The sequence below is a fragment of the Acinetobacter sp. F9 genome, from assembly GCF_019195275.1.
GTDB lineage: Bacteria > Pseudomonadota > Gammaproteobacteria > Pseudomonadales > Moraxellaceae > Acinetobacter > Acinetobacter pseudolwoffii.
The window spans coordinates 2,061,028-2,078,602 of the sequence record NZ_CP078068.1 but is presented as its reverse complement, the minus strand read 5'-3'; the positions used below and the strand labels follow the sequence as shown (position 1 = coordinate 2,078,602).

The following is a 17,575-nucleotide window of genomic DNA, read 5'->3' as shown; positions in this document are numbered from 1 at the left end:
GTGAAATTTATACTCGGATTAACCGGCGGGATTGGTAGTGGCAAGTCTGCGGCCAGTCAATGGTTTGAAGCACAAGGCATTGTCGTTGTGGATGCCGATGTGGTGGCGCGTGAAGTGGTCGAGATTGGCCAGCCTGCACTCGCCCAGATTCAGCAGGCTTTTGGGGATTGGGTACTGCTTGAAGATGGTTCACTGAATCGTCGTGCCTTGCGCGAATATATTTTCCAGTCTCCTGAAGCACGTAAAACCCTGGAAAATATTACTCATCCAGCAATTCGCACTTCGATTATTCAGCAGTTAGATGCTGCGCAAAGTTCCTATGCCATTCTGGTTTCACCGCTCCTGTTTGAGACCAATCAACATGAGCTCACTCAGCATCGCTTACTGATTGATGCCACAATCGAATTGCAAATTGAACGTGCCTCACAACGTGATGGTCAAAATATTGAGCAAATCCGAAACATTATTGCCGCACAAATGTCACGTGAACAGAAACAGGCCATGGCTGATGATATTGTGCTGAATGATGGTCATCTGGATCATCTTTATGCCCATCTCCGCCCATTGCATGAAAAATATTTAAACATGGCAGCTGCCTGAGGTATAAAAAAAGCAGTCCGATTAAGACTGCTTTTTCTGTGCTGCAAGTTGTGCTTCTAAACTATCTTTACGGCCAATCCAGCGCCAAGGCTGTAAGGCCCCAATTGCCATCCCCACCAAGCCACAGATCATCGCCAGGCTCAGCACTTCATTTAATAAAGGCACCGCCAGAATCGCAGCAATAAATGGTGCAAGATTGGTAATACTACCGGCTTTAAATGCACCGAGACGCTTGATTGCTTCGACATAGCTTAAAGTGGCAATAATTACCACAAAAACCCCATGAAAGATGGTTTGAAACAATAAATGCTGGGGTTCTGGCACACTCAAATTTTTGGGTAAAAACAGCAGATAAACAGGTACGTAAACCACTGCTGACCAGATCGCGACACCGCTCATTGCCTGCCATGCAGTTAACTGATATTTCCGCAATAACACGGTAAAAATTGCCCAGAGTATTGCACTGATAAAAAACAGCCCATCCCCTGCCCCGAATGCCACCCCGGTTTCCTGATACATCAGCAGACTCATGATACAGAGCACCGCAATCATAATAATCAGGCTGGCCCAGGTATGCTTATCAAAAGCCTGCCCCATCAGGAAAAAAGCCATGATTGCAGTACAAATCGGAATACAGCCATTCAAGAAAATCGCGGCATGGGCGGTAGGCGCATAATGAAAGGCGCTATAGGCAAACAGACAGTAAATTACTCCGCCAATCATGGCCAGAATAAAGGGTTCTTTTTTCAGTAAAAAAGCCGCCTCTTTGCGATAGAGCAAGATCGGCATCAGAATCAGAAAAGCCAGAGAAAACCGCAGAGCCACGATATCCCAGGCACTGATGTTCCAAAGCGCATTCAGACGGGCGGTTAAAGTAAAACCGCCCCAGATACACATGGTCGTCAGTAGAAAGACATAGCCCTGTGTACGATCTGACAATGCCATCATCAATTATAGGTTACGCTGGCGGCAAGCTTCATACAGTGCCATACCGGTCGCCACACTGACATTCAGGCTTTGCAGATTACCCGCCATCGGGATATACACCGTCTGATCGCATTGGCTTTGTGTAATTGGACGTAGACCGGTATCTTCCGCACCCATCACCACACAGACACCAGTATCGGTGAAATCAAACTCCTGAATCGGCAGCGCTTTTTCATCCAGCATGGTACCGACGACTCGCACATTAAAGTCTTCTTTGATTTGCCCCAAGGTACGCGCCAGATTAGTCACCTGAATAAATTTGACTTTGTCAGCACCACCGGCAGCCACTTTACGTGCAGTCGGAGTCAAGCTTGCAGAACGATCACGTGGTGCAATCACCGCCTCAACACCCATCGCAGCGGCGGTACGCACACATGCTCCGAGGTTGTGTGGATCGGTAATATGATCAAGGGCCAATAACAAGGCTTGCGGATTTGCGCTCAATAATGTCTCAAGATCTTTTTCATTCAAGACCGGATGGGCACGAACGGCTGCTACAACACCCTGATGAAAGGGTTGACCGGCCAATTTTTCCAGTTTGTCACGGCTGGCTTGCTGCACACTGATGCCAAACGGTTCAGCCAGTTCCAGTACACGTTTTAAACGCTGATCATCGCGTCCTTTGAGAGTGAATAATGTCAAGACACGTTCAGGCTCAAGCTCTAACAATGACTCCACTGAATGTACGCCATAAAAATATTCAGGTTTTGCCATGAACGACCTCTAAATTAAATTTATATATAAAAGAAAAATCCCGTAAAGCTGACTTCACAGGATTTCTATAGAATGATTAGTTTAACCGATTCGCACTGAAATTTCTTGCCCGGTTTGCACTGATCTTGCGCTGTACTTAACCTTCAAAATGGCAGACATAGTCCAGCACATCATCGGTTTCGATTTTAAAACGGCTATTACCCGGCACATAGAAGGACTGGCCTGCACGGAACAGCTCACTTTCTTCGCTATCTCCGATCTGAACACGACATTCACCTGAAACAATTTCCATGCGCTCAGGCACATGCGTTTCAAAGGTTAAGGCATTTTCTGATGGTAAAATGACCCCCAAAGTCTTTTTGGTGCCATCTTCAAATTGAACAATATGGCTGATACATAAACCGCCGAAATATACATTTGATTTTTTAAGTACAGATACATGATCAAACTGAGCTGACATGCGATTTCTCCAGATAAAGCATTTTGTAATATTTTGATTGCTGTAGTTTAAATGTGCACTCTCAACTAATCAATCGAAGTTTGTCGGCAGCGGTGAAATATTCTATCTCGCCTGAATGCCTGTTGCGAAAGGGGTATTCTGGCCGCTTGTTTACTGGCTTGATGGTATATTCAGCCCGCCAGATTTGGTTTCTAGCTTAAACTTTGACAATGTCAAAACTATGAAAACAAGCAGTGAATTTGCCGGCTTTTGAGTCAGCTTCTTTCGAAAATACAGTGAAATAAGCATATATGAATCGCTAAAATTTAAGATAGAATGAAATTGATTCATCCTGATTTATAATCACAGCCGTGTTGTGACCCCAATCCAACATCAGGCTATTTCACTCAAACTTTTCGCAGCCCGGATGCGTTTATGCTGACACATTTAACTCTGATCAATTTTGCTTTAGCTGAGCACCTTGCTATTGATATTGATAAAGGTTTTAACGTTTTAACCGGTGAAACCGGTGCAGGTAAATCCCTCTTGTTAGATGCCTTGTCTGCCTGTCTGGGTGAGCGAACCGATACCAATTATGTGCGTTATGGTTCCGAAAAAGCCGATGTGACTGCAAGCTTTAGCTATCAGGAACATAGTCCTGAAGCCGCGTGGTTAAAAGAACATGAGCTGGATGATGAATCAGGTGAAATCCATTTACGCCGGGTAATTTTTGCCACCGGTCGCAGCAAAGCCTGGATCAATGGACGACCGAGCAGCCTGTCCGAACTAAAAGAAATTGGACGTTTACTGGTTCAACTCTATAGCCAGCACAGTCAGCAACAACTACTCGAACCCCCTTATCCGAAGCATTGGCTGGATCGTTATTATCATTTTTATGCGCCGGCGCAAGCGGTACGGGATGCTTACAGTACCTGGCAGAAAAATATCCGCCAGCATCAGGCAGCACTGGATGCACAAGCCACCCGTAAACAGCGTATCGAAACCCTTGAGCTGCAACTGGAAGAACTGGAAGACATCGTTCAGACTGATTATCAGGAGATTGAGCAGGAATTTGACCGGCTTTCCCATCATGAAGCGATCATGCAGGATTGTGTCTATAGCCTGAATGTACTCGATGAGGCTGAACAGAACATGACCCAGGAACTCGCATCAATTATGCGTCGGGTCGAATCGCATGCCGGTCGTAGTGAGCAGCTTTCCGGAATTTATAATTCCTTATTAAATGCACAAAGCGAACTTGAAGATGCTGCGGCGAATTTACGTCAGTTTATGGATCGTCAGAGTTTTGACCCGGAACGCATGGAAGAACTGAATTCAACTTTAGAGGTTTTCCACCGTCTGGCTCGTAAATATCGTACTCAACCGGAATTGCTCAAGGCAGAATATGAAACCTGGCAAACCGAATTAGAACAGCTGCATCAACTGGAAGACCCGGAAACACTGGCTGAACAGGTTGCAGTCTCTTATCAGGATTTTCTGGAGAAAGCCCAACATCTGGATCAGATTCGCCGTGAAGCCGCAGCACCTCTGGCCAAGCAGCTCACAGAACAGGTTAAACAACTGGCACTACCAGAAGCCCATTTCGAGTTTAAGTTTGAAGCTTTGGAACAGCCATCGAGTGAAGGCCTCAGCTTTATTCAACTCCTATTTACTGCCAATAAAGGCATTCCGGCACAACCCCTGGCTCGCGTGGCATCAGGTGGTGAGCTGTCGCGTATTGCACTGGTGATGCAGGTCATGAATGCAGAAAAAACCGAAGCCGAAGTACTGGTCTTTGACGAAATTGATGTCGGGATCAGTGGTGGTACAGCAGAGATTGTCGGGCGTTTATTGGCAGGTTTGGCCCAACATGTGCAGATTCTGTGTATTACCCATCAGGCACAAGTGGCCGCACAATCCGATCAGCATTTACTCGTGAAAAAGCAGCAAACCGACCCGGCCAGCAGCACCATTCTGAGTTTGCAAGAAGATGCACGTATTGATGAACTCGCGCGCATGACCGGTGGTGTTGAAATCAGTGAAACGACTTTACAACATGCCCGTCAGTTACGTCAGTTGAAATTTCAGCAGGTTTAAATATCACAATCCAGACAAATAAAAGTTGGTAAATCCATAAAGCTCGAGTAACGTAGCGGTTAGGATCATACGATTTCTTTGCGAAGAAATTGATTTTAAGGAGAACTGCTCAGGTGACCAAACAGTTTCTGACACATCGTTGTCTGATTGCGCCGCCACATGCGGATGATGATTTTTTTGCCCAGACGGTGATCTATCTGGCTCGCCATGATGAAGATGGTGCACAAGGCATCATCATCAATCGCCCTGCCGGTATTCAAATTAAAGAATTGCTGAATGATCTTGATATTGAAGCAGACAATGTCAATCCGCATGAAGTCTTGCAAGGTGGCCCTTTACGCCCTGAGGCCGGCTTTGTGCTGCATACCGGTCAGCCGACCTGGCATTCCTCTATTGCGGTGGGCGAAAATGTCTGTATCACCACCTCCAAAGATATTCTGGATGCAATTGCGCATAATGAAGGTGTGGGTCGCTATCAGATCGCACTCGGCTATGCCAGTTGGGGCAAACACCAGCTAGAACAGGAAATTGCCCGTGGTGACTGGCTGATTTGTGATTCTGATATGGATCTGATTTTTAACTTACCTTATAACGACCGTTGGGATGCTGCCTATAAAAAGATGGGCGTCGACCGCAACTGGTTATCTTCCGAGATTGGACATGCCTGATGTAAACACGCCACAAACCATTATGGCGTTTGATTTTGGTACACAAAAAATGGGAATGTCTGTTGGACAATCCCTGATTGCAAGTGCCAGTCCCCTACCTTTATTTCCCATGAAAGATGGTATTCCGAACTGGGATGAACTGTTCAAAATAGTAAAAAGCCATCAACCGAATCTATTTCTGGTCGGTTTGCCACTGAATATGGATGATAGTGAATCGGAGCTTTCGACACGGGCACGTAAATTTGCGCGCCGTTTACGGCACCAGACCAATATTGCAACCTTGATGGTGGATGAGCGTCTGACCACCCGTGAAGCACGCGATGAGCTGGATCATTATCAGGCGCAAGGTCGCGGCAAGAAACTTTCTGCTGATAGTATCGCCGCAGCCTTATTGATTGAAAGTTGGTATCGCCATCCTGCCGGAATCACCCCTTAAACTGCTGATGAAATTTTAAAATCAGCATCCTTTGGGATGCTTTTTTATGCCTAAAAACATGATTTAAGGATAAAAATAACGAAAGGTCAGATTAATTCTGGGTGTCAAAACTTTGCTACTTTTACCAATGCTGTGTTTCCAGTACTGCTGGGTCTGGCCGCGCATCACAATCAGTTGGCCACTGTGTAACAGCAACTCGACTTTATCCCCGTGGGTTTTATGTTTAAAACTCATTTTACGGGTCACGCCCAGACTCAGAGAAGCAATGACATTTTCCCGAGAACTTCCTGTATATAAAGCAGGCTCATCATCGCTATGCCAACCCAAGCCTTGTGAACCATCTTCATATAAATTGGCCAGACAGGAATTAAAGGGATGACCCACCAGCTGTTCAATATGCTGCTTTAAACGCAATAATCCCGGGGGCCACAACTGAGCTTGCTTGAGCGTCCCCGAATAGCGATATTGATAGTGCGCATCGCCATACCAGACCACCTTGCGTGCTGTGATATAGTGCTTGCCGAACAACCGTACTTCATCATGTTGCCAGGCCAACTGGCTCAGAAAATACTGCAAATACTGCTGGCTTTGTGCCTGCTCCAGAATCAGACCATAGTCCTCCACCACCCCATCAAAGGGTAAGATATTCGTTTCAGGTTGGGGCACAAATAAATCTAAAGTCATCTCAATTAGACCGAGTATCTTACTGAAAATACTGACATTGACTTTGAAAAAGTACAACCGAATTTCACAAATGACTACAAGATTTGCTCTTGTGACTTGTCCTGTTCCTGCCTAAACTGAATTTAACTTTCACAATAAAAATAATCCTTTATGAACTTATGGCAGCTGTTTCAGAAACTTCGTCCTTTTGTTCAGCCCTATCGGGTGCTGGTCATTGCCACGCTGATTTTGACCCTGATCGGTTCCTTTACCGCACAGGTCAATGCGCTAACCCTGCAATATGCAGTCGATAGTATCAATGCGCTGCTGGAACAAGGTCAGGGACTGGAGCAAGGCTGGCATATTCTGATTACGATTTCAGCGATCTTGCTCGGTAAAGAGATTATCAATGCCTTTGTCCAATTCGGCCAGAAGTTCTATGGAGAAAAGCTACGGATTTTTGTTTCTCAGGATCTGGCCCAAGGAATTATTGAAAAATTCTTAAAATATCGTCTGGAATTTTTTAATCAGGAAAATAATCAGGCCGGAAAATTACAGACCCGTATTGATCGTGGTATCGGCTCACTGACCCGTCTGGTACAGATCTTTTTTATTGATATTTTACCGTTATTTACCAGCGCAATTGTGGCTTTGGGCCTGATGTACTACGCCAATATGTATGTCGGCCTGGTGGCCACCGCCATTGTCCCGATCTATTTCTGGCTGACCTATAAACAGGCACAAAAGCTCGGTGGTTGGCGCCGCAGTTTAAGAGATGGCCGCGAGAAAAAGAGTCAGGGTATTCTCAGTATTATTAATTCAATTACCGTGATCAAATCCTTTAACCGGGAAGCGATTGAGTCGGAAAAGCAGTTAGGATTGCAACGCGAACTGACCGACAACCAGATGAAAACCCGCCAGACCAGTTTCCTGTTTGATGGTCTGAAAACGTTCCTGGAACAGATCGGCATTGTGCTGATTATTATTCTGACCTCTTACTTTGTGCTGGATGGCCAGATGAGTATCGGCATGATCATGTTCCATGTGCTGCTGTTTAATAATGTCTCCGCCCCGATTCGCTCACTGCACCGGATTTATGATGAAGTAAATGATGCCATGATCTATTCAGAAAGCTTCTTTAAGATTCTGGAAGCGGATCAGGAAATTGAACAAAGCGGCCAGCAAAAACCGCCTGTTCAAGGTAAGTTTGAACTGAATGGGGTGAATTTTTATTATCCGAATGGCCATCACGCCCTGAAAAATATTGAGATGGAAATTCGTCCGAATAAGATCACGGCTTTGGTCGGCTTATCCGGTGCGGGGAAATCTACCCTGATCAGCCTGCTAGATAAATTTTATGAGCCGCAGCAAGGCCAGATCAAACTGGATGGCATTGACCTGAAAGACTATGACACCCAATTTTTGCGTGATCATATTGGTCTGGTGTTGCAGAAAAATCATATTTTTCAAGGCACCATTTTTGAGAATATCCGTTATGGTAAAACTACAGCTTCGATGGACGATATCATTGAGGCGGCAGAAAAAGCCTCGATTCATGCGCAGATTTTACAGTTACCGGATGGCTATGATAGTGATGCCCTCATGCTGTCTGGCGGACAGCAGCAACGCATTGCCTTGGCGCGGATGTTCCTGAAAAACCCACCGATTATTTTTCTGGATGAACCGACGGCGAGTCTGGATGCCATCGCCACCGAACAGATCAAGCAAAGTCTGGATCAAATCAAGCAAGGCCGTACCGTGATTATCATTTCACATAGCCTGTCGCAAATTATTGACGCGGATTATACCTATGTGATGAAAGAGGGAAGGATTGCCGAACATGGTGAGCACGCTCAGCTTTATCATCAGCAAGGCGTGTATAAGGAAATTTTTGATGCCATGGCCAAGAGCCTGAATATTGAAAAAATCGCCAAGACTTTTGAGGATGATGCCGAGGAAGAAACCCATAGTTAGAGCCTCTTCCAAGCCAATAAAAAAACCTCCGAGCTGGAGGTCTTTTATTGAGAGATAATTGTTTTTAACGCTGAACTTTTTGCTCAATTTCTTCAACGCTAGTATGACGTACGTCAAAACCTTTGACCATATAGATCACCTGTTCAGAAATATTCCGGGCATGGTCGCCAATTCTTTCGAGTGAACGAAGCACCCATAGTACATTGATAACACGACTAATATGTCGCGGATCTTCAATCATATAGGTCATGAGGGTACGTGTTGCTGACTGGTATTCACGGTCGATATCCGCATCTGCCAACATCACTTTTAAGGCCTGATCTACATCCAGACGTGCAAAAGCATCCAGTGCATCATGAATCATCACCCGAACCTGGTTGCCAATATGCCGGGTTTCCATATAACCGCGCGGCGAGCTACCCTCTTCGCTCAGGCTTTGTGCAATCCGGCCTATTTTAGACGCTTCATCACCAATACGCTCAAGATCGGTATTGGCCTTGGACATGGCAAGCACCATCCGTAAATCAATCGCAGCAGGATGACGGCGTGCCAGAATCAGGGTCAGTGCTTCATCAATGTCTCTTTCCATCTGATTGACAACATTGTCCTGAAACTGCACATCAATCGCCATGGCGACATCGGTATCCAGTAAGGCATGAATGGCGTTGGCCACCTGCTGTTCCACCAGTCCGCCCATGGTCATGAATTTGGTATTGACGTCCTGCAACTCTTCATTAAATTGCGAAGAAATGTGATGACTTAACACAGGATTATTTGGACACAAGGAAGTCTACTCCTGAAACGGCATATAGCGATGATCAATAATAAAGCACATTAAAGCATATTTATGATGAAAGTTTGATGACAATCGTAGCGTCATCTGGGCTGAGGTGAATCATATTCGATCAGCCAGGCATTCAGCTCTGCCAGCTCCTTTTCGGTCAGCTGCCCGACTGAAGCCTGTAACTGGAGTACATGCAGCAGATAATCATATTTGGCATTCAGATAATCCGTTTTGGCAGAAAAAGCATTGCGCTGGGCCAGCAACACATCGACCATGGTCTTTAAGCCCTCCTGATATTGGGCTCTGGAGGCTTGTGAAACCATTTCCGAAGATTCCATCGCCGCTTTACGCGCATTCAGTTTGGCCTGATCGGTTTCTACCTGCATGAAGGACTGCTTCACATCGGTATTGGCTTTGCGGATCGCAGCGTCTAATTGGGCTGCACTTTTTTGTACATTGACCCCAGCCTGACGAATACTTTTCTGGGTACGGCCACCACTAAATAGGTTCCAGTTGACTTCCACCCCAATCTGGTCGAAATCACCATTGCTGGACATAATCGTTTCTGGTGTCTGTTTCAGATAGCCATAGGTGCCGACCGCTTCAACCTGCGGATAGAGAGCGGCCTGCTCAACCCGTTTGGCATCTTCAGAATAGCGTTTTTGCAGACGGGCTTGCAGAATGTTCAGATTCTGGCTTTGTGCCAAATCTGTCCAGGACTGCATGTCACTTGGAATCGGTTTCTGAAACTGGAAGTCATTGCGTAATACCGCCAGATTTTCCTGATAAGGCCCGATCAGCTGAGCCAGTTGCTCCTGAGCGAGAACCAGCTGAACTTGGGTCGAAATCCGGTTGGCTTGGGCACTTTGATACTGGGCATTGGCTTCACTGACCTCACTACGTGCCACCAGACCTTCTTTTAGTTTGGCATTCATCATGCGCAGCTGCTCAGATAGAGCCTGTTCTTCCTGCAAATATGCCGTGGTCAAAGACTGCTGACGCAAGACATTAAAATAGGCTTCTGCCACCTGTAAAATATGCTGCTGTTTTTGCAGACGTAAGTTGACTTCGCTGAGTTCGACCGAAGTTTTGACCTGTTTATAGCCCTGCCAGGCATCCCAGCGGAATAAAGGCTGGCGTGCAGTTAAAGCCACCTGACGGCTGGTGGTACTGGAACTTTGCAACTCACCAAACTCAGGCGGCAAACCTGCAGATTGCGAGTTATTGACAGACTGGTTTTTACGGGTGATATTTCCTGAAAGACTCACGGTCGGCAGTAAATTTCCGCTGGCAATCCCCAGATTGAGCTGATCGGCCTGATATTGCAACAGATTCGCTTGCCAGTTCGGATCGTTTTGCTGGGCGCGCGCATAGGCTTGTTGCAAATCCAGGGCAAAAATCGCCGGACTACTGCACAATAAACCGGCCATGACACTGAGTTTTAGTTTCATTTTATAGTGTTAACCCCTAACAGCCATTCAGATCAAAAATTCTGGCGCTTTAAGCTAAGCCATACTAAAGAGATTTTTTGCATTTTTGCGTATGATTTTTATTAACTTTTTAATATAACTCTCGGGTTTTATCCACGATTAATTCAATTTTCAAGATCTATACCCGCAATGTAACAAAGCAATTCACAATACTAAACATAGTATTTTTATTTGATCTATACAATATATCTCCCAGCAAGGCCGTTATTTTCTGAATTCACCTATACAGAGTCCTGAAACATAGTGTTAATGCCATTCCCGTCGATATTCAAAGCCTGTCTAATTTCCGGCAGTCTGCTGTTTCTGGCAGGCTGTCAGCAGCCGTCAGAACCACAGATCCAGGTTGAACAGACTGAGACCAATCAGAAGCAAAGTCCAGTCAATGACTTTAGCCTGATGTGCAAGAATATTGAAAAAAATATGTCCCAGATTAATGACCAGCGCACCACTTTTGCGCTGGAACAGGTTAATCAGGATCTTAAAGTGTGTCTGCCCCTGATGGAATTGGCGGAGCAGAAGCATCTGATGCTGCGTTCTACTGAAATGTATCAGCGCTTTTTAGCCGTCGACCGTACCGAGTTCCAGCAACGCGCCTTTGAACAGTATGCGCTTGAAATGGCCCAGCATCCGACCATTCAGCAAGCCCATTTTCAGCAGCTCACCTCACGTGACCAGTACCTGTTAAAACACAAAGGTCAGGCTTATGTCGAACTGCTGGATCTTGGCGATGGCAACTTACATTATCGTCGTAGTCCGGAATATCTGGCCCGCATTTTTGCGCCTTATTTACCCGACGCTGAAAAAGTTTTTATTGAACATCTGGCTGAACAGAATATGCAGCCGGTACTGGTGGAAAAACGCCTGCAAATTGAGGCGGCTGACATTGCAGCCCGCAGTCTGCTTTGGGAAGATTATCTCAAGACCTATCCTGAGAGCAGCTATAAGCGGGATGCCGAATACCTGCTGAAACAATATACCTATTTTTTGTTTAGAGGCACCGAAGCATCTCCCGTTTCTGAGGATTATCGCGACCGTTATGCAGTCGATACCAGTCATCTGGAAACCATTATTGGTCTATCCAGCGGTCAGAAATCAACGCTTTCGACCCAGGCTCGCCAATTTCTGGAGTTTCTGGACATGAATCCACAACAGCGCCAGCAAGCCTTGCCTGCCGACTATCGAAACCGTTCGGATGCTGAACAGATTCTGTATTATGCCAAGATCAGCCCACCCTCACAAAAATATGATAAAGACTGTTTTATGGATGCATTCTGTATCTAGCTAGAAATATTTGGCTTGAGTCCAGCTTCCCCTGCCTGAAGAGACCATCGCTAAAGTTGAGAGATTTAGACCTGTTTATTCGGCATAAACTGAGCTAAGCTTTAGCCTCGCTTGACGGAGCGCGAGTAATCCCTCGCTGAGATCATGTGATTCCTTTTATCTTTATCAGGAATTGAGCATGGGTACCGTTGAACCTGATCAGGTTAATACCTGCGTAGGAATCAAGCCAGCTAAAAACCCAGCCCCTGCTTTATCTGCTCAGGATAAATCTGCCCGCGTTTTTGGTCGTGCTTGATTCGTTGATGTCATTCATAAGGATCATAGCCATGAACCAGTTAACGAATCTTTCTTCTGAAACTTCTCTCTCCGCTCATGAACAGGAAGCACGTGATTTAACGCGCATTCTACCCGCTTCACGTAAAGTCTATCTGCCAGGCTCGCGTCCTGATATTCAGGTACCGATGCGGGAGATTTCCTTAAGTGAAACCCCGACCAGTCTGGGTGGCGAACATAATCCACCGTTGATGGTCTATGACACGTCTGGTGTGTATACCGACCCCAATGTGACGATTGACCTGAATAAAGGTCTGCCGAATGTTCGTGAAAGCTGGATTGAACAGCGCAATGATAGCGAAATTCTGGATCAGCTCAGTTCTGAATTTGGCCGCCAGCGTTTACGCGATATCCGTACCGCCGCAATCCGTTTCGCGCATATCCAAAAACCTCGCAAAGCCAAACGCGGCCGCAACATCACCCAGATGCATTATGCCAAGCAAGGCATCATCACACCGGAAATGGAATACATCGCCATTCGTGAAAACCTGCGTCAACTCGATGGTGTCGATATGCGCCAGCATCCGGGCCAGAATTTCGGTGCAAAAAACCTAACTGAAATTACGCCAGAATTCGTGCGTCAGGAAGTCGCCGCAGGACGCGCGATTATTCCGGCCAATATCAATCATCCGGAACTGGAACCGATGATCATCGGGCGTAATTTTCTGGTGAAAATCAATGCCAATATCGGTAATTCTGCACTTGGTTCAAGTATCGAAGAAGAAGTCTCGAAAATGACCTGGGCGACGCGCTGGGGTGCAGACACGATTATGGATCTGTCGACCGGCCAGAATATTCATGAAACCCGTGAATGGATTATCCGCAACTCTCCTGTACCAATTGGAACCGTACCGATCTATCAGGCACTGGAAAAAGTCAATGGTGTGGCCGAAGACCTGACCTGGGAGATCTTTAAAGACACCCTGATTGAACAGGCTGAACAAGGCGTGGACTATTTCACCATTCATGCTGGTGTGCTTTTGAGATATGTACCGCTGACGGCCAACCGTTTGACCGGCATTGTCTCTCGTGGTGGTTCGATTATGGCACAGTGGTGTCTGGCACATCATCAGGAAAACTTCCTCTATACCCATTTCGATGAAATCTGCGAAATCATGAAAGCCTATGATGTGTCTTTCAGTCTTGGCGATGGCTTACGTCCCGGCTGTGTGCAGGATGCCAATGACGAAGCGCAGTTTGCCGAACTTCGAACCTTGGGTGAACTGACCCACCGTGCCTGGGAACATGATGTACAGGTGATGATTGAAGGTCCGGGCCATGTCCCAATGCACATGATCAAGGAAAATATGGACCTGCAACTGGAGGTCTGTAAAGAAGCACCCTTTTATACCTTGGGGCCTTTAACCACCGATATCGCACCGGGTTATGACCACATTACTTCAGCCATCGGCGCTGCAATGATTGGCTGGTACGGTACCGCGATGCTGTGTTATGTCACGCCGAAAGAGCATCTCGGTTTGCCGAATAAAAAGGATGTCAAAGACGGCATTATTACTTACAAGATTGCCGCGCATGCTGCCGATCTGGCCAAAGGTCATCCAGGCGCACAAGCGCGGGACAATGCCCTGTCCAAAGCCCGTTTTGAGTTCCGCTGGGAAGATCAGTTTAACTTGAGTCTGGATCCGGACACGGCACGCAGCATGCATGATGAAACCATGCCGAAAGCGGCGCATAAATCCGCGCACTTTTGTTCCATGTGCGGACCGAAGTTCTGTTCAATGAAGATTAGCCAGAATGTTCGTGATTATGCCAGTCAACAGGCCAATCCTGATCAGCCGGCAAGCTCTCAGGCCGAAATTGAAGCGGGTATGGATCAGATGAAAGCCAGCTTCCATAACTCTGGTCAAAATTTATACCACAAACTATAAAACTGTAAAAAAAACAGTTGTCTTCAAAAAAAACTCAGATAGGATGAAAATAAATCAATTCATTCTATCTGAGCATATGAATATTATTAAACAGGCCTCTTATAATAAAAAAGACTTTAGCGTAGAGGCACGTGAGTTCTTGTACCGGGGATTTATTCAGGTAGAAAAAGTCAGCCTGAAACACCGTTTATTTAATCAGGAAAGCTCGACCCCTATTTTGCAACGTGAGCTGATTCATCGGCCAGAAGCAGCAGGTGTGCTGATGTACAACCATCAACAGCAGAAATTCGGTCTGATCGAACAGTTCCGGATTGGCGGACTGGACGATGTCGGTTCTCCTTGGCAACTCGAAGTGATTGCTGGCGTTCTGGATGGCGATGAAGCGCCTGAAACGTGCATCCGTCGCGAAGCACTCGAAGAATCAGGCTGTACTCTGGATGAGCTACAGCACATTTTCAGCTTCTATCCTTCCGCCGGGGCATGTTCCGAACTGTTTCATTTATATGTGGCCCAGACCAAATTGCCTGAACAGGGCGGTGTTTTTGGCATGCCGGATGAAGGTGAAAATATCCAGCTGCATATTCTGGATTATGCAGATATTTCCACACTACTCAACAATGGGCGCTTAAGGAATGCACCGGTCATTATGGCCTTGCAATGGTTGCAACAACATATTCATACTGCAGGGATATGTCTAAGGGGAAAGACATGAGTTTTTCGCAGTCAAATACAACCGAACAGCCAGACTGGACCATTATCCAGATTTCTGATACCCATTTGATGGATCGGGAAGAGCTGGAATTTGCCCGGATGAATCCGGAGCAGAGTTTTCATGAAGTGATGCAGCAGATTCAGCAGCGCTTTCGCAAAATGGATGCGCTGATTCATACCGGTGATCTGGCCCAGGTGCCGGTGGAACGAACTTATCAGCGTTATTTAGACTTTATCCAGTCCTTAAACGTGCCGCATTATCAGATTCCGGGTAATCATGATGACACCCGGATCTTTCCGTTTCATCAGAATGCCAATCAGGTACATGCGATTCATTTTGGTAGCTGGACCATGATTTTGTTGAATAGTGCGGTTCAAGGCAAGGTTGATGGCTGGGTGGAACAAGCTCAGCTTGATCAATTGAACCAATTATTGCTTGAGTTTAAGCATCAGCATGTCATCATCGCTTGTCATCATCACCCTTTTGCGATGAAATCGCACTGGATTGATCAGCACCGGCTGAAAAATGCTGAAGATTTAAAAGATGTCCTGGCACGGCACCAGAATATAAAGTTGGTCTTGTTTGGTCATGTGCATCAGGATTCCTGTAATGAATGGCATGGTATCTATTTTTTATCCACGCCATCGACCAGTGTGCAGTTCAAACCTAAAAGCCAGGATTTCGCGCTAGATCAGGCGGCGCCCGGTTATCGTGTATTACATTTGCAACAAAATGGTGAGTTTGATACCTATATTGAACGGGTGGCATTGAGTCAGCAAAATATTAATACTGAAATTTCAGGTTATTAACTTTTCAATTTGTTTTTTTTGCATTACTTTATTGCAACCAAAGGAAATGTGATATGCATAGTCCAGACATCAAAGACTATCAATAAGCATAAAAAGTCTATATGATGACGGCCCCCACAGGAGGATAATCCTTCTACAGGGTGGATAAAAATTGCATATCACCATATTTTTTGCGTAGCAATCATACGCATATGATGAGGAATGCCCTAAATGGCGAATGACAACCAAAATCAAGTCTTAGACAATCAAACTGATGTTGTAGAAGAGAAAGCTGCAAAGCGCGTACGCAAATCTAAGCCTAAAACGACTGACGGTGGTTCTACTGCTAGCTTATTTGGTATTGAACCTTATCAACCTAAAAAAAATGAAGAATACATGTCTGAAGGTCAGCTTCAGCATTTCCGCCAAATTTTGCTGGCCTGGAAAGCCGAGTTGATGTCAGAAGTGGATCGTACGCTGAATACGATGCAAGATGAGAATACTGCCCTGCCTGATGTCAACGATCGTGCCACTCAGGAAGAAGAATTTGCAATTGAGCTGCGTACCCGTGACCGTGAACGTAAACTGATCCGTAAAATCGAACAGTCAATCGAAGCGATCCAGAATGATGACTATGGTTTCTGTGAAACTTGTGGCATCGAAATTGGTTTGCGTCGTTTAGAAGCTCGTCCAACGGCTACTTTATGTATTGACTGCAAAACCCTGGCGGAAATCAAAGAGAAGCAAAATAACGGTTAATGATGCTGTTGAATAATCCTCCCCTAACCCCTCCTTTAAAAAAGGAGGGGGACAATAGGATGGCTTATGTGGGTCGGTTCGCGCCATCGCCAACCGGCCCTTTGCATTTTGGCTCCCTCATTACCGCAGTTGCCAGTTATTGCGATGCCAAAGCCAACCACGGCACATGGCTGGTTCGGGTGGAAGATACCGATATTCCGCGTATTTATCCGGGCAGTGAAGAGCATATTTTGCGTGCCATGGACGCCTTTCAGCTTGAGCCAGACGGCGAAATCATTTTCCAGAAAGACCGTTTAGATATTTATGCAGATGTGATCGAACAATTACGTCAGCAGGGTCTGGTTTATGCCTGTCAATGTACCCGTAAAATGCTCGGTTCCAATCATATCTATCAGGATACCTGCCGTGACCTAGCTCTGGCATTCGACAATCAAGCGATCCGTTTAAAAGTCGAAGATATCGAAATCTGTTTTGAAGATCAATTACAAGGTCGACACTGCTCAAAGCTGAAGAAAGATCTGGGAGACTTTGTCTTAAAACGTCGTGACGGGATTATTAATTATCAGCTGGCGGTAGTGGTCGATGACTATCTGCAAGGCATGACCCATGTGGTACGTGGTGCTGACCTGCTGGACAATACCGAACGGCAAATCTATCTGGGGCAGTTGCTCGGTTATCCGCGTCTGAATTATATGCATCTACCCCTGGCGATGAATGATCAGGGACAAAAACTCTCAAAACAGAATCTGGCCCAAGCACTGGATTTAAGTCAGGCCCCACAACTCTTAAAACAGGCACTTAATGCTTTGCATCAGGCTGAAGTTGATCTGGATACGCCACAACGCATGCTGCAACAGGCGGTTGCGCAATGGAACATTGAACGGATTCCACATACAACAGCGCTACAAGGTTGTTATCAATAAAAACCTGTTTTGGCTTAAGCTAGAATTCTAGAATTAAA

17 protein-coding genes and 1 riboswitch are annotated in these 17,575 nt (G+C 45.9%); of the genes, 11 read left to right on the top strand and 6 right to left on the bottom strand.

Features of this window, described 5'->3' with window-relative positions; translation table 11 throughout:
* Positions 1–600 (top strand): dephospho-CoA kinase, encoded by a 600-nt coding sequence (coaE, locus tag KT990_RS09815; protein WP_074383651.1) that lies wholly within the window; start codon positions 1–3, stop codon positions 598–600.
* Between the two features lie 21 nt (positions 601–621).
* Here the strand turns inward: coaE and KT990_RS09810 are convergent, their stop codons facing one another.
* The 3 genes from KT990_RS09810 to KT990_RS09800 form a co-directional block, all read right to left on the bottom strand.
* On the bottom strand, positions 622–1,545 hold the full coding sequence (locus tag KT990_RS09810; protein ID WP_416378408.1) for a DMT family transporter: 924 nt from the start codon (positions 1,543–1,545) through the stop codon (positions 622–624).
* A gap of 6 nt (positions 1,546–1,551) precedes the next feature.
* Positions 1,552–2,301: a 23S rRNA (guanosine(2251)-2'-O)-methyltransferase RlmB gene (gene rlmB / locus KT990_RS09805; RefSeq protein WP_218208715.1), complete on the bottom strand. Its 750-nt coding sequence runs from the start codon at positions 2,299–2,301 to the stop codon at positions 1,552–1,554.
* A gap of 136 nt (positions 2,302–2,437) precedes the next feature.
* Complete coding sequence (locus tag KT990_RS09800) at positions 2,438–2,761, bottom strand: pyrimidine/purine nucleoside phosphorylase (RefSeq protein ID WP_004281089.1); 324 nt, start codon at positions 2,759–2,761, stop codon at positions 2,438–2,440.
* Positions 2,762–3,175: 414 nt separating this feature from the next.
* Between KT990_RS09800 and recN the strand changes: the two genes are divergently transcribed.
* The 3 genes from recN (at position 3,176) to ruvX (ending at position 5,941) form a co-directional block, all read left to right on the top strand.
* Positions 3,176–4,837: a DNA repair protein RecN gene (gene recN / locus KT990_RS09795; protein ID WP_100329416.1), complete on the top strand. Its 1,662-nt coding sequence runs from the start codon at positions 3,176–3,178 to the stop codon at positions 4,835–4,837.
* Between the two features lie 113 nt (positions 4,838–4,950).
* Positions 4,951–5,505 carry a YqgE/AlgH family protein gene (locus tag KT990_RS09790; RefSeq protein ID WP_005094405.1) on the top strand — a complete coding sequence of 185 codons (555 nt, stop codon included), beginning with the start codon at positions 4,951–4,953 and terminating at the stop codon, positions 5,503–5,505.
* Positions 5,498–5,941 (top strand): Holliday junction resolvase RuvX, encoded by a 444-nt coding sequence (gene ruvX / locus KT990_RS09785; protein ID WP_218208714.1) that lies wholly within the window; start codon positions 5,498–5,500, stop codon positions 5,939–5,941. The genes KT990_RS09790 and ruvX overlap by 8 nt, the downstream gene beginning before the upstream one ends.
* Before the next feature lie 63 nt (positions 5,942–6,004).
* On the opposite strand, the gene KT990_RS09780 is transcribed toward ruvX, so the two are convergent.
* Positions 6,005–6,625 (bottom strand): alpha-ketoglutarate-dependent dioxygenase AlkB family protein, encoded by a 621-nt coding sequence (locus tag KT990_RS09780; RefSeq protein WP_218208713.1) that lies wholly within the window; start codon positions 6,623–6,625, stop codon positions 6,005–6,007.
* A 150-nt stretch (positions 6,626–6,775) separates the two neighbouring features.
* Here KT990_RS09780 and KT990_RS09775 point away from each other — a divergent pair, with 150 nt between their 5' ends.
* Positions 6,776–8,578 carry an ABC transporter ATP-binding protein gene (locus KT990_RS09775; RefSeq protein WP_218208712.1) on the top strand — a complete coding sequence of 601 codons (1,803 nt, stop codon included), beginning with the start codon at positions 6,776–6,778 and terminating at the stop codon, positions 8,576–8,578.
* A 64-nt stretch (positions 8,579–8,642) separates the two neighbouring features.
* Here KT990_RS09775 and phoU read toward each other — a convergent pair whose 3' ends face one another.
* Together phoU and KT990_RS09765 are read right to left on the bottom strand one after the other, a co-directional pair.
* Entirely contained in the window at positions 8,643–9,362 is a 720-nt protein-coding gene (gene phoU / locus KT990_RS09770) for a phosphate signaling complex protein PhoU (protein WP_005094412.1), read from the bottom strand.
* A gap of 92 nt (positions 9,363–9,454) precedes the next feature.
* Positions 9,455–10,813, bottom strand: coding sequence for a TolC family outer membrane protein (locus KT990_RS09765; protein ID WP_005094414.1), 1,359 nt, complete (start codon positions 10,811–10,813; stop codon positions 9,455–9,457).
* 288 nt (positions 10,814–11,101) lie between these two features.
* On the opposite strand from KT990_RS09765, the gene KT990_RS09760 reads away from it, so the two are divergent.
* The 6 genes from KT990_RS09760 to gluQRS all read left to right on the top strand — a co-directional run bounded on the left by KT990_RS09760 (position 11,102) and on the right by gluQRS (position 17,537).
* Positions 11,102–12,133: a hypothetical protein gene (locus KT990_RS09760; RefSeq protein WP_180049962.1), complete on the top strand. Its 1,032-nt coding sequence runs from the start codon at positions 11,102–11,104 to the stop codon at positions 12,131–12,133.
* A 105-nt stretch (positions 12,134–12,238) separates the two neighbouring features.
* Positions 12,239–12,371, top strand: a riboswitch (TPP riboswitch).
* A gap of 88 nt (positions 12,372–12,459) precedes the next feature.
* Positions 12,460–14,355, top strand: coding sequence for a phosphomethylpyrimidine synthase ThiC (thiC, locus tag KT990_RS09755; protein WP_218208711.1), 1,896 nt, complete (start codon positions 12,460–12,462; stop codon positions 14,353–14,355).
* Positions 14,356–14,431: 76 nt separating this feature from the next.
* The gene (locus tag KT990_RS09750) at positions 14,432–15,067 is read left to right on the top strand and encodes an NUDIX domain-containing protein (RefSeq protein ID WP_218208710.1); all 636 of its coding nucleotides are present in this window, start codon (positions 14,432–14,434) and stop codon (positions 15,065–15,067) included.
* On the top strand, positions 15,064–15,876 hold the full coding sequence (gene cpdA / locus KT990_RS09745; protein WP_100357775.1) for a 3',5'-cyclic-AMP phosphodiesterase: 813 nt from the start codon (positions 15,064–15,066) through the stop codon (positions 15,874–15,876). The genes KT990_RS09750 and cpdA overlap by 4 nt, the downstream gene beginning before the upstream one ends.
* A gap of 210 nt (positions 15,877–16,086) precedes the next feature.
* Positions 16,087–16,614, top strand: a complete 528-nt coding sequence (dksA, locus tag KT990_RS09740) for an RNA polymerase-binding protein DksA (protein ID WP_004281072.1) — start codon at positions 16,087–16,089, stop codon at positions 16,612–16,614.
* A gap of 2 nt (positions 16,615–16,616) precedes the next feature.
* Positions 16,617–17,537: a tRNA glutamyl-Q(34) synthetase GluQRS gene (gene gluQRS, locus KT990_RS09735; RefSeq protein ID WP_225553535.1), complete on the top strand. Its 921-nt coding sequence runs from the start codon at positions 16,617–16,619 to the stop codon at positions 17,535–17,537.
* Positions 17,538–17,575 lie beyond the last annotated feature (38 nt).

Coding starts and splice junctions, on each gene's coding strand:
- KT990_RS09775 (WP_218208712.1), top strand. CDS start 6,776: ATGAACTTATGGCAGCTGTTTCAGAAACTTCGTCCTTTTGTTCAGCCC.
- ruvX (WP_218208714.1), top strand. CDS start 5,498: ATGCCTGATGTAAACACGCCACAAACCATTATGGCGTTTGATTTTGGT.
- rlmB (WP_218208715.1), bottom strand. CDS start 2,301: ATGGCAAAACCTGAATATTTTTATGGCGTACATTCAGTGGAGTCATTG.
- thiC (WP_218208711.1), top strand. CDS start 12,460: ATGAACCAGTTAACGAATCTTTCTTCTGAAACTTCTCTCTCCGCTCAT.
- KT990_RS09750 (WP_218208710.1), top strand. CDS start 14,432: ATGAATATTATTAAACAGGCCTCTTATAATAAAAAAGACTTTAGCGTA.
- KT990_RS09760 (WP_180049962.1), top strand. CDS start 11,102: ATGCCATTCCCGTCGATATTCAAAGCCTGTCTAATTTCCGGCAGTCTG.
- cpdA (WP_100357775.1), top strand. CDS start 15,064: ATGAGTTTTTCGCAGTCAAATACAACCGAACAGCCAGACTGGACCATT.
- dksA (WP_004281072.1), top strand. CDS start 16,087: ATGGCGAATGACAACCAAAATCAAGTCTTAGACAATCAAACTGATGTT.
- KT990_RS09810 (WP_416378408.1), bottom strand. CDS start 1,545: ATGGCATTGTCAGATCGTACACAGGGCTATGTCTTTCTACTGACGACC.
- KT990_RS09800 (WP_004281089.1), bottom strand. CDS start 2,761: ATGTCAGCTCAGTTTGATCATGTATCTGTACTTAAAAAATCAAATGTA.
- gluQRS (WP_225553535.1), top strand. CDS start 16,617: ATGCTGTTGAATAATCCTCCCCTAACCCCTCCTTTAAAAAAGGAGGGG.
- KT990_RS09780 (WP_218208713.1), bottom strand. CDS start 6,625: ATGACTTTAGATTTATTTGTGCCCCAACCTGAAACGAATATCTTACCC.
- recN (WP_100329416.1), top strand. CDS start 3,176: ATGCTGACACATTTAACTCTGATCAATTTTGCTTTAGCTGAGCACCTT.
- KT990_RS09765 (WP_005094414.1), bottom strand. CDS start 10,813: ATGAAACTAAAACTCAGTGTCATGGCCGGTTTATTGTGCAGTAGTCCG.